At 71.3% G+C, this 11682-nt stretch carries 11 protein-coding genes; 8 read left to right on the top strand and 3 right to left on the bottom strand.

Annotated elements, in window-relative coordinates:
- Nucleotides 1-99: 99 nt before the first annotated feature.
- The 3 genes from OG381_RS17995 to OG381_RS18005 are packed head-to-tail and all read right to left on the bottom strand — an operon-like array spanning nucleotide 100 to nucleotide 2942.
- Complete coding sequence (locus OG381_RS17995) at nucleotides 100-876, bottom strand: SAM-dependent methyltransferase (protein ID WP_327717105.1); 777 nt, start codon at nucleotides 874-876, stop codon at nucleotides 100-102.
- 12 nt (nucleotides 877-888) lie between these two features.
- Nucleotides 889-1512 carry a histidine phosphatase family protein gene (locus OG381_RS18000; protein ID WP_327717106.1) on the bottom strand — a complete coding sequence of 208 codons (624 nt, stop codon included), beginning with the start codon at nucleotides 1510-1512 and terminating at the stop codon, nucleotides 889-891.
- Nucleotides 1509-2942: an FGGY-family carbohydrate kinase gene (locus OG381_RS18005; protein ID WP_327722489.1), complete on the bottom strand. Its 1434-nt coding sequence runs from the start codon at nucleotides 2940-2942 to the stop codon at nucleotides 1509-1511. Before OG381_RS18005 ends, OG381_RS18000 begins: the two co-directional genes overlap by 4 nt.
- A gap of 164 nt (nucleotides 2943-3106) precedes the next feature.
- Here OG381_RS18005 and OG381_RS18010 point away from each other — a divergent pair, with 164 nt between their 5' ends.
- From OG381_RS18010 to OG381_RS18045, 8 genes are read left to right on the top strand one after another with little or no spacing between them, the layout of a single operon-like run.
- Nucleotides 3107-4528 carry an ABC transporter substrate-binding protein gene (locus OG381_RS18010; RefSeq protein WP_327717107.1) on the top strand — a complete coding sequence of 474 codons (1422 nt, stop codon included), beginning with the start codon at nucleotides 3107-3109 and terminating at the stop codon, nucleotides 4526-4528.
- Nucleotides 4529-4530: 2 nt separating this feature from the next.
- Nucleotides 4531-5412 carry a carbohydrate ABC transporter permease gene (locus OG381_RS18015; protein WP_327717108.1) on the top strand — a complete coding sequence of 294 codons (882 nt, stop codon included), beginning with the start codon at nucleotides 4531-4533 and terminating at the stop codon, nucleotides 5410-5412.
- Nucleotides 5409-6239, top strand: a complete 831-nt coding sequence (locus OG381_RS18020) for a carbohydrate ABC transporter permease (RefSeq protein ID WP_327717109.1) — start codon at nucleotides 5409-5411, stop codon at nucleotides 6237-6239. The genes OG381_RS18015 and OG381_RS18020 overlap by 4 nt, the downstream gene beginning before the upstream one ends.
- Nucleotides 6236-7321 carry an ABC transporter ATP-binding protein gene (locus OG381_RS18025; RefSeq protein WP_327717110.1) on the top strand — a complete coding sequence of 362 codons (1086 nt, stop codon included), beginning with the start codon at nucleotides 6236-6238 and terminating at the stop codon, nucleotides 7319-7321. Before OG381_RS18020 ends, OG381_RS18025 begins: the two co-directional genes overlap by 4 nt.
- Nucleotides 7318-8145, top strand: a complete 828-nt coding sequence (locus tag OG381_RS18030; protein WP_327717111.1) for a DeoR/GlpR family DNA-binding transcription regulator — start codon at nucleotides 7318-7320, stop codon at nucleotides 8143-8145. Before OG381_RS18025 ends, OG381_RS18030 begins: the two co-directional genes overlap by 4 nt.
- The gene (locus OG381_RS18035) at nucleotides 8123-9196 is read left to right on the top strand and encodes an ABC transporter ATP-binding protein (RefSeq protein ID WP_327717112.1); all 1074 of its coding nucleotides are present in this window, start codon (nucleotides 8123-8125) and stop codon (nucleotides 9194-9196) included. Before OG381_RS18030 ends, OG381_RS18035 begins: the two co-directional genes overlap by 23 nt.
- Nucleotides 9193-10224, top strand: coding sequence for a 2-hydroxyacid dehydrogenase (locus OG381_RS18040; RefSeq protein WP_327717113.1), 1032 nt, complete (start codon nucleotides 9193-9195; stop codon nucleotides 10222-10224). The genes OG381_RS18035 and OG381_RS18040 overlap by 4 nt, the downstream gene beginning before the upstream one ends.
- Before the next feature lie 17 nt (nucleotides 10225-10241).
- Nucleotides 10242-11669: an FGGY-family carbohydrate kinase gene (locus tag OG381_RS18045; RefSeq protein ID WP_327717114.1), complete on the top strand. Its 1428-nt coding sequence runs from the start codon at nucleotides 10242-10244 to the stop codon at nucleotides 11667-11669.
- Nucleotides 11670-11682: the final 13 nt, after the last annotated feature.

Here is an 11682-nt window from a genome sequence, read left to right on the forward strand (position 1 = left end):
GCCTCGTGATCGTCTTCTCAACCTTCACCGACGGCAGGCGGAATGACGGAAGCCCCCGCGAGGACGTGACTCGCGGGGGCTTCCTGGTGCGCCTCGGGATCAGGGCTTGCGGCCCACGCCGCCGTGCTGGCCGATCGGCGTGGGAGTCGTGTCCGTGTCCGGGCGCCACAGAGGCACGGACACGACGCCCGGGTCCACCAGCTCCAGCCCCTCGAAGTACCCGGTGATCTGCTCGATCGGGCGCAGGAAGTACGGGACGGCGCCGGTCTCGTTGTAGGAGTCCTGGGCGTGTTCGTAGTCCGGGTCGGTGCCCCGGGACCCCTCGTTGAGCGAGAGGTAGCTGCCCGAGGGGAGGCCGGCCAGGAGGCGGCTGACGAGCTCGCGGGCCTGGTCGTAGTCGGTGACGTGGCCGAGGATGCCACTCATGATCAGGGCCGTCGGCCGGGTGAGGTCGAGGGTCTTGGCCGCCGCCTGGAGGATGCGCTCCGGGTCGTACAGGCTCAGGTCCTCGTACGCCGTCACGCCCTCCGGTGTCGAGGTGAGCAGGGCGCGGGCGTGGGCCAGGACGAGCGGGTCGTTGTCGACGTAGACGATCTTCGACTCGGGGGCGCTGCGCTGCGCTACCTCATGGGTGTTGTCGACGGTGGGGAGCCCGGTGCCGACGTCCAGGAACTGGCGTACGCCCGCCTCCTCCACCAGGTACCGGATGGTGCGGCCGAGGAAGGCGCGGCTGCTGCGGGCGATGGTGACGATGCCGGGGAAGACGGCGGTGTAGGCATCGCCGGCCGCCTCGTCCACGGGGTAGTTGTCCTTGCCGCCCAGCCAGTAGTTCCAGATGCGGGCCGAGTGAGGCACCGAGGTGTCGATCTCCGTCATGGGCCCATGGTGCTACGACTCACCCTGCTCACAGGGCACATTCAGGGAGAGAAGTGCGGAGGAATCGTCGCTGGTCACACGCAGTTCGGTGACCGCCGCGTTACGTAGCCGAGGGAACACCCGCCGGTAGTCGCGCAGGGGGATGTGCAGCAGTTCGCACAGCACCAGACGGAACAGGGTGTTGTGGGCGACCACCAGGACGCGCCCCGAGGGGTGGGCGGCCGCGATGCGGCGCAGGGCGGCCGCTCCCCGTGCCGCGGCCTCGACCGGGTTCTCGGCGCCGGGGAACGGGTGCGCCACCGGATCGGCACGGAACGCCTCCGCCGCCCCGGGGGCCTCGGCCGCGAACTCGGCGAGGGTACGGCCCTCCACCACCCCGAAGTCGCATTCGCGCAGGTCGGGTTCGCGGTACGGGGTGAGGCCGAGGGCGTCGCAGGCGGGCTGTGCCGTGATGACGGCCCGGGAGAGCGGGGACGTCCAGATCGCGTCGACCGGGTGCGCGGCGGCCCACCGTCCCAGCGCCGCGGCCTGCGCCCGGCCCTCGTCGGTGAGGGCCACGTCGCTCACACCCGCGTAGCGGTTCTCGGCGTGCCAGACGGTCTGGCCGTGGCGGGCCAGCAGCAGGGTCGTGCTCATGAGTCCGCAGTATCCAGGGTGAGGCGGCTGTACGCGTGTGCCGCCGCGGGTTCCGGCAGCCAGCCGCGGGTGGTCAGCTCGGCCACGAGCCGGGCGTACGGCTCCGCGAACAGGGCCGTGCGGCCGGGGCGCGGTGCCACGACCGTACGGATGCGGACCATGCTCTCGGCGAGGTCCGCCAGCGCCTCGCCGGTGACGCCGTGGGCCGCCAGCACCGCCATGCCCAGGGCCGGTTCGGTCTGTTCCGGGATGCGGGCCGGGCGGCCCAGGATGTCGGCGCGGAGCTGGTTCCAGTACGGGCTGCGGGCGCCGCCGCCGGTGAAGGCGAGGGGGCCGTCGAGGGGGGCGCCGAGGTGGTGGAGGTAGTCCAGGCAGAGGCGTTCCGCGAAGGCGACGCCCTGGAGGAGGGCGGCCCAGAGGTCGGCGTCGCCCGCGGGTTCGCCGAGGACCAGGGCGGTGGCCTGCGGGGCGAGGAAGGGGAAGCGTTCGCCCGGGGAGACCAGGGGGTAGGCGATGGCGCCGGCCGGCTCGTGCGCCGCGGCCCGCTCGTCCATCACCGCCGGATCCGCCCCCGCGAACGCCGCCGTGAGCACCCCGGCGCCCACGCTGGAGGCGCCGCCGGGCAGCCAACTCCCGTCCGGCGCACGGTGGTTGTAGACGACGCCGGTGGGATCGTGGACGGGGACGGAGGACGCGCCCTTGAGGACGAGGGTGGTGCCGAGCACGGAGTTCCAGGAGCCCTCGCGCAGGGCGCCGGACGCGATCTGGGCCGCGCAGCCGTCGGTCATGCCGGCGATCACGGGGGTGCCGGCGGGGATGCCGGTGGCCTCCGCGGCGGCCGGACAGACCTCGCCGAGCAGGGTGCCGGGACGCACGACGTCCGGCAGTCCGGGGGCGCCGGGGATGTCGGGCCAGGCGTCGGCCGCCACGTCGTAGGCCGTCTTGAGGGCGTGGCTGGAGTCGGTGGGGACGGGGCGGCCGATCAGCCGGGCGGTGATGAGGTCGGGCTGGTGGGTGACGGTTCCCCGGCCATGGGTGCGGGCCAGCCACAGCGCCTTCGGCAGTCCCCAGGTGTGCTGCACCGCCAGGCCCGCCGACCGCAGCCGCTCCGCCTCGGCCCAGGCCCGGCCGTCGTCGTACATCAGCGCGGGGGTCACGGGCCGTCCGGCGGGGTCCGTCAGCAGGACGGTCCCGGAGGTGCCGCACACCGCGAGACCCGCGATGCGCCGGGAGCCGTTCCCGAGCGCCGCACCGGACGCCGTGCACACCGCCGTCCACCACTCCCCCGGGTCCTGCTCGTGCCGCGGCCCGTCGCGCCGCCCGGCCAGCGGGGCCGTACCACTGCCCAGGACCGTGCCGTCGGCGCCGACGACCAGGACCCGCACGCTCTGCGTACCGAGGTCGATCCCGAGCCATGCCTCCTGCGACATCCCGGCCTCCCGCACATCGCACACCGTGAACTTCTCACTCTGCACTGAGATTTACCCGTGCGCGAGGGATTGACGGCCATCTTCCGCCGTTACACCCTCTGTTATCGAGTCGACTCGACGTGTTAGCCCCATGCACCGGACCCAGCCCCACCTGGAGGTCACGGATGGACACGCACGCGCACGACCGCCGACGTTTCCTCGCGCTCGGCGCCGCTCTGGCCGCCGCCCCCGTCCTGTCCGCCTGCGGTGCCGGTTTCGGCGGGGACGACGACAAGGGGGACGGCTCCGCCGCGGACGACGTCACCGGCTCCTTCGACTGGAAGCGCGAGCAGGGCACGACCGTCAAGGCGCTGCTCAACAAGCACCCGTACACGGACGCGCTCATCGCCGACCTCAAGGCCTTCACCGAGCGGACCGGCATCAAGGTCGAGTACGACGTCTTCCCCGAGGACAACTACTTCGACAAGCTCACCGTGGACCTGTCCAGCGGACGCGCCTCCTACGACGTCTTCATGCTCGGCGCGTACATGGTGTGGCAGTACGGGCCACCGGGCTGGCTGGAGGATCTCGGGCCCTGGATGCGCAACTCCGCGGCCACCGGCGCCGAATGGGACCAGGCCGACTTCTTCCCCAACCTGCTCCAGGCCGACCAGTGGTCGCTGAAGGCCGGTGCCCCGCTCGGGCAGGGCGGGCAGTACGCGCTGCCGTGGGGGTGGGAGACGAACGTCGTCGCCTACAACACCGAGGTGTTCAGGAAGCTCGGCCTCCGACCGGCCGAGACCTTCGACGAGTTGCGCGAGATCGCCGGGGTCATCAAGGACAAGGCGCCCGGCGCCGGGTTCGACGGCATGTACGGGATCGCCGTCCGCGGCTCCCGCAGCTGGGCCACCATCCACCCCGGCTTCATGACCATGTACGCCCGCAACGGCCTGCACGACTTCACGGTCAGCGGTGAGAAGCTCACGCCCGCCATGAACACCCCGGAGGCCGTCGCGTTCACCGAGGACTGGGCCGGCATGGTCAAGCAGGGCGGTCCGCCGTCCTGGACGTCGTACACCTGGTACCAGTGCTCCAGCGACCTCGGCGCGAAGAAGGCCGGGATGCTCTTCGACGCGGACACGGCCGCGTACTTCCAGGCCGTGAAGGGCGCCAGCCCTGCCTCCGGGAAGATCGCCTTCCATCCGGGGCCGAAGGGGCCGGACGGCTCGCTCGCCACCAACATGTGGATCTGGTCGCTCGGCATGAACGCCAGGAGCAAGAAGAAGAGCGCCAGCTGGCTGTTCCTCCAGTGGGCCACCGGCAAGGACCATCTGCGCAGGAGCGCGATCACGCACAGCCACATCGACCCGGTACGGAAGTCGGTCGCCGACGACGCCGCGTACAAGGACAAGATGAAGAGCCTGCCCGGCTTCATCGAGACCTTCGAGACGGTGGTCGACCAGACGAAGATCCAGTTCACTCCGCAGGCGCAGTTCTTCGACGCCACCACCAGCTGGGCCGCGGCCCTCCAGGAGATCTACGGCGGCAAGAACGCCGAGTCGGTGCTCAACGGTCTGGCGGGCGACCTCGCCGACAAGGTGGACTAGCCATGCGGCTCGCCCTGCGTCCGTACGTTCTGATCGTCCCCGCCCTGCTGCTGACCTGCGGGATCCTCTATCCCTTCGGACTCGGTCTGTACTACACGCTCTTCGACTTCTCGGCGAGCAAACCGCAGCCCGACATGGTGCGGTTCGAGAACTACCAGACCGTCTTCACACAGGACGCCTTCTGGAACTCGGCCTGGGTGACGGTCCTGTACGCGGTCGGCGCGGCCGCCGCCGAGACGTTCCTCGGGGTCGCCGTCGCCCTGCTGCTGCACCGCTCGTCGATCGTCGGCCGGGTGCTGGAGAAGATCCTGATCCTGCCGTTGATGATCGCCCCCGTGATCGCGGCGATCATCTGGAAGTTGATGCTGCAACCGTCGGTGGGAGTCATCAACTACCTGCTGAAACCGGTGGGGTTGGGCGACGTGCAGTGGACGGACACCCCGACCGGGGCGCTGCTGTCGTCGATCGCCGTGGACGTGTGGGTCTACACCCCGTTCGTGGCGATCCTCGCCCTCGCCGGACTGCGGTCGCTGCCGACATCGCCCTTCGAGGCGGCGGCGGTCGACGGGGCGAGCTGGTGGTACACCTTCCGGCGACTGACGTTGCCGATGCTGTGGCCGTACGTCCTGGTCGCGGTGATCTTCCGGTTCATGGACTCGCTGAAGGTGTTCGACATCATCTACGCCCTCACCGAGGGCGGGCCCGGCGACTCGACCGTGGTCCTCCAGATCCGGGCGTACCTGGAGGCGATCCGCTTCCAGCGGTACTCCTTCGGGATCAGCTACACGATCGTGCTGTGGGCCGTGGTGTACCTGGCCGCGATGGTGCTGGTCCGCCACTTGGGGAAGATCCAGCGGAAGGCGGCGGAGGTGGCCCCCAAATGACCTTGCGCAAGCGCCTGTCGGGCTGGCTGGCGGATGCCGCCCTCATCGTCTACTTCGTCTTCGCGCTCTTCCCGATCGCCTGGATGCTGATCCTGTCCCTGAAGCCCACGAACGAGCTCTTCAGCACCTACTTCTCCTTCTCCCCCACCCTCGACGGCTACCGCACGGTCCTCGGCGACAGCGAGGGCATCCCCTTCGTGCGGTTCTTCGTCAACAGCCTGGTGGTGTCCCTGGGGGCGGTGCTGCTGTCGCTGCTGGTCGGCCTGCCGGCGGCGTACGCCTCGGCGCGGTGGCGGTTCAGGGGCTCCGAGAACCTGATGTTCACGCTGCTGTCGTTCCGGTTCGCACCCGAACTGACCGTGATCATCCCGCTCTTCGTGCTCTACCAGAAGCTCGGTCTGTTCGACACGTACGTCGGCATGATCTGGGTGCTCCAGCTGGTCACCCTCCCGCTGATCGTGTGGATCATGCGGTCCTACTTCGCCGATCTGACCCCGGAGCTGGAGCAGGCGGCCCTGCTGGACGGCTACACCCGCAAACAGGCCTTCTTCAGGGTGGCCCTTCCTCTGGTCAAGCCGGGGGTGGCGGCCGTGTCGCTGCTCGCCTTCATCTTCGCGTGGAACAACTTCGTCTTCCCCCTCATCCTCACCTCCAACGAGGCCCAGACGGTGACCGTCGGCGCGCTGTCCTTCCTCGGCGGCGACCGCCCCAAGTACAACCTCACGGCAGCGGCGGCCCTGGTCTCCGTCGTACCGCCGCTGCTGCTCGCCCTGACCATCCAGCGGTATCTGGTGCGGGGGCTGTCGTTCGGGGCGGTGAAGTCGTGATCGGGCTGCGGGGGGTCAGAAAGACGTACGGCAAGGTCACGGCCCTCGACGGGCTCGAACTGGAGGTCAGGGAGGGCGAGTTCTTCTGTCTGCTCGGTCCGTCGGGGGCCGGGAAGACGACGACGCTGAAGACGGTGGCGGGGCTGGAGCTCCCCGACGCCGGGACGGTCGAGATCGACGGCAAGGACATGCGGGACGTCGAGCCGTACGACCGTGGCGTCGCGATGTGCTTCGAGAGCTACGCCCTCTATCCGCACAAGTCGGCGTACGACAACCTCGCCTCCCCGCTCCGCTCGCCCCGGCACCGCCTCCCGGCCGCCGAGGCCCGCGAACGGATCGGCGCGATCGCGGAACTCCTCGGCATCAGTGGCCTGTTGGATCGACCGGTCGGCCAGTTGTCCAATGGTCAGCGGCAGCGCGTCGCCCTCGGCCGCGTGCTGGTCCGGCCCGCACGCGCCTTCCTGCTGGACGAGCCACTCAGCCACCTCGACGCCAAACTGCGCCAGCAGATGCGGGCCGAGCTGAAGGCGATCGGAGCGGTACAGCGCACGACGACCCTCTACGTCACCCACGACTCCGTCGAAGCCCTGGCGCTCGGCGACCGGATCGGGGTCATCCGGGAGGGGCGGATCGTGCAGACGGGCACGCGGGAGGAGATCTGGTACCGGCCCCACGACACCGAGGTGGCGCGGGCGTTCGGGCGGCCGCGGATCAATCTGCTGCCGGGGACCGTGACCGGGGGCGGGGGTTTCCGGTCGGCGGACGGGAAGGTCGAGCTGCCGCTGTCGGCGAAGGCCGCACCGGGGACGGCCGTCCTCGTCGGGGTCCGCCCCAGGGACATCGCCCTGAACGGCCAGGGCCTCGAACTCACCGGCACCGTCTACGTCACCGAGGTCCTCGGCCGAGCCGTCGAGGTCACCGTCCGCCTCGGCGAGCAGCACGTCTCTCTCGTGGCACCCCGGGCCGACACCACCGGCCTGCGTCCCGACGATCCGGTACGGCTGACGGTCCGGCCTGAGAACCTGCTGCTGTTCGAGGCCGACCGGCCGGAGCGCCCAGGACGACGGATCGGGAAACGATGAGCAACAGCGCACAACAGGGTCCCGCGGCCCGCCAGTCCGCCATGGCGGAGCAGGTCCTCGCCGACGGCACGGCGACCGCCGCCGAGCTCGCCGAGCGGTTCGGGGTGAGCCTGATGACGATCCACCGGGACCTCGACGAGCTCGAACGGCAGGGGATCGTCCGGAAGTTCAGAGGCGGGGTGACCGCCCAGCCGTCCGGGGTCTTCGAGTCCAACGTGCAGTACCGCCTGAAGACCATGCGGGCCGAGAAGGCCGCCGTCGCCGACCACGCCCTCAAGCTCATCGAGCCCGGCATGGCGATCATGCTGGACGACTCCACCTCCACCCTGGAGATAGCCCGCGGGCTCCGCCTGGGCGACATCACCCCGCTGACGGTCGTCACCAACTTCCTGGAGGCGCTCAACCTCCTGTCCGACCGGCGCGGCATCCACCTGATGGCCCTCGGCGGCGACTACGACCCCCTGCACTCCTCCTTCCTCGGCGTCTCCTGCGTCGAGGCCGTCCAGTCCCTGCGCGTGGACGTCTGCTTCGCGTCCACGTCGGCCGTGCACGGCGGATACGCCTACCACCAGGAGCAGCACATCGTGTCGGTGAAGCGGGCGATGCTCGACTCGGCCGCCCGCAACGTCCTGCTGATCGACCACACCAAGCTCGCCCGGACCGCCCTGCACCGCGTCGCCCCCCTCTCCCGCTTCGACCTGGTGCTGGTCGACGACGGGGCGCCGGCGGACGCGTTGCGGGACCTGGACGAGCACAAGGTCCGGTACGAGGTCTGTGCGACGAACGCGACGAGGGGCGGCGATGACCCAGCTGGAGTTACGTGAGCTGCGCAAGACCTACCGGTCACGGGGACGCCCGGCCGTGGACGCCGTACGGGGCATCGACCTCGCCCTGCGGTCCGGGGAGTTGCTCGGGCTGCTGGGTCCGTCCGGGTGCGGCAAGTCCACCACGCTGCGGATGATCGCCGGTCTGGAGACGGTCACCGGCGGGGACATCCTGGTGGACGGACGATCGGTGATCCAGAGCCCCGCGCAGGCCCGCAACATGGGCGTCGCCTTCGAGAACTACGCGCTGTATCCGCCGCTGACGGTGGCGGAGAACCTGGCGTTCGGGCTGAAGGCGCGGCGCCGCGCCGCCCGCGGGGACGTCACCCGGACGGTGGCGGACATCGCCGAACGGGTCGGTCTGGGCGACCTTCTCGACGCCCGCCCGGCGGGCCTGTCCAGCGGCCAGAAACAGCGCGTCTCCCTCGCCCGCGCCCTGATCCGCGAACCGGACGTCCTGCTCCTGGACGAGCCGCTCTCCCATCTGGACGCGGCCCAGCGCGACACCACGCGCCGGGAACTGAAGCGCATCCAGCGGGACCTGGGCCATACGACCATCCTCGTCACCCACGACCAGGAGGAGGCCCTCTCCCTCGCCGACCGGATCGCCGTGATGAGGGACGGGGTGATCCAGCAGCTGGGCACGCCGTACGAGATCTACGACAACCCCGCCCATGTCTTCGTGGCCGACTTCGTCGGCGAACCCGCGATCAACCTGCTGAACGGCGTCGCGACCGACGACGGTCACGCCCGTCTCTCGGAGTCGGTGCGGATCGCGCTCCCGGTGCCGGTGGCGGCGGGCCGGGAGGTGGTGGTCGGGATCCGCCCGGAGGATCTGCGGCTGTCCGGGGACGAGGGCCTGGCCGCGCGGGTCGTGGCCCACGAACCCCTGCTGGAGTCGGGCATCGCCACGCTGGCCCTGGAGGGCGTGGAACTGGTCGTCCTCACCGGCCCGGAAGTCCGGCTCACCCACGGCGACGACGTCCGTGTCACCGCCGACCCGGACCTCACCCATGTCTTCGACGCCGAGACGGGAGAGTCCCTGCGATGAGCGAGATCCTGCGGATCACGGCAGCCGGCGACCACTTCGTCCTGCCGGGCCTGATCGCCCGCGCGGTCGCCGACGAGGTCGGCGAACAGGCCGCGGAGGTACGTGAGTTGACGCTCGGCTGGCCCCTGGAGCCGTTCGGGCCGGTCGCGGAGGTCATGGAGGCGAGCGATGCCGAGGAGGAGCTGATCGGGGCGCTGTCCGGTGCGCAGGTGCTGGTCACACAGATGGGCCCGGTCACCGAACGGGTCCTGGCCGCCTCGCCCTCGCTGCGTCTGGTGGTCGTCTGCCGGGGCGGTCCGGTCAACGTCAACCTGGAGGCGGCCAAGGCGCACGACGTCCGCGTCTGCTTCACGCCCGGGCGCAACGCCGCCGCCACCGCGGAGTTCACCGTGGGCCTGCTGCTGGCCGCTCTCCGCCGTATCCCCCAGGCCCATCACCTCCTCGCCGGACAGGGGAGCTGGGAGGGGGCGGCGTACTACACCTACGAGAACAGCGGACTGGAACTGGAGGACCTCCCGGTCGGGCTCGTCGGCTACGGCGCGGTGGGCAGCCGGGTCGCCCGGGTGCTCTGTGCCTTCGGCGCGCAGGTCATGGTCCACGACCCCTACGTCCGCGGCGAGATCCACGGTCTGCGGGTGCCGTCCCTCGACGCACTCCTGCGCAGATCCCGCGTGATCACCCTGCACGCCCGGTTGACCGAGGAGACCCGGGGCCTGATCGGCGCCCGTGAACTGGCCCTGCTCCCGCCGGGCGCGGTCGTGGTCAACGCGGCCCGCGGCCCCCTCCTGGACGAGGAGGCGCTGTGCGACGCGCTGGAGAGCGGGCGGTTGTCGGAGGCGGCGCTGGACACGTACGCGAGGGAGCCGGTGCCGGCGGACTCACGGCTGCTGGGGCTGGCGGAACGGGTGGTGATGACCCCGCATCTGGGCGGGGCCTCGCGCGCGGTGGCGGAGAAGGCGGCACGGATCGCGGCGGAGGAAGTGGGCCGCTGGCTGCGCGGGGAACCGCCGGCGCACTGTCTGACCTGAGACTCGAGGAGGCGCTCATGTACGTGGGGATCGATGTGGGCACGTCCATGGTGAAGGCCGCCGCCTTCGACGGCTCGGGACGTGAACTGGCCGTCGCCGCCCGCCCGGTGGGCCTCGCCCTGCACGGCGGTTTCGTCGAGCAGGACATGGACGAGGTGTACGGGGCTGTCGTCGCCGTCCTGGAGGAGGTGACCTCGCGGGTGCCCGGGCCCGTGGAGCTGGCCGGGCTCACCGGGCAGGGCGACGGGGTGTGGCTGGTGGACGCGCGGGGCCGTCCGGTGCGTTCGGCGGCGTCCTGGATGGACGGCCGGGCGCACGAGCTGGTCGACCGGTGGCTGGCGGACGGCACGTTCGAGACGGTGTTCCGGCGGACGGGCAGCGCCATGTTCCCGGGCTGTCCGGGGCCGCTGCTGGCCTGGCTGGACAGCCACGACCCGAAGTCGCTGGACGCGGCGTCGGCGGCCGTCTACTGCAAGGACATGGTGTTCCAGCGGCTGACGGGGGCGGCCCGGGCGACGACGGACGTCTCGGACGCGTCGATGCCGTTCCTGGACCCGCGCTCACGCACCTACGACAACCGGGTCGTCGAGCTGCTGGGCCTGACCCACCGGCGCGGTCTGCTGGCCCCGGTCAGCGACCCCCTCGCCACGGGCGAGGCGCGCGGCGAGGGCCTGCCGGCCGGTACCCGGGTCGCCGACGGCCCCTACGACCTGCCCGCCTGCGCGCTGGGCGCCGGGGTGACCGCGCCCGGCGACGGGCTGCTGATCGTCGGCACCTGTCTGGCCAGCCTGGTCGCCACCGGTGACGTGGACCTGACCGGTGAGCCGGCCGGACTGTACATCTGCACCGACCGCCCGGGCCACTGGCTGCGCGCCATGCCGGCGATGGTCGGCACGGCGGCCCTGGACTGGGTGCTGTCGACGACGGGCGTCCGGCACGAGGAGGTCGACGGCCTGCTCGCGAAGACCCCGCCGGGCGCCAACGGGGTCCGTGTCCTGCCGTACTTCGCTCCCTCGGGCGAGCGCGCGCCCTTCGTCGAACCCCGGCTGCGCGCCGAACTCAGCGGTGTCTCCCTGGAGTCGACGCGAGCCGACCTGGTCCGGGCCACCTGTGAGGGCATCGGGTACGCGGCCCGGCACTGCCTGGAGGCGGCGGGTCTGACCGGTTCCCTCGCCGTGTGCGGCGGCGGCACCCGCAGTCCCGCCTGGATGCGGCTGCTGTCCGACGTGCTCGGGCGCCCGCTGCGGGTCGTCGAGGGCGAGGTGGGGGCGCGGGGCGCGGTGCTCGCGGCGGCCGAGCGGTTCGGGGTGGAGCTGGACGCGCAGGCGTGGACGCGGCCGACGTCGGTGGTGGAGCCGGACGCCGAGCGGGTGGCGTTCTACGCGCAGGGGCACGAGGAGCATCTGGCGCGGCTGGCGGCGGCCCGCGACCGGGCACGCGACTGAATCGCCGTACGGG

The organism is Streptomyces sp. NBC_00490 (assembly GCF_036013645.1).
In the GTDB taxonomy this organism is placed as follows: domain Bacteria; phylum Actinomycetota; class Actinomycetes; order Streptomycetales; family Streptomycetaceae; genus Streptomyces; species Streptomyces canus_F.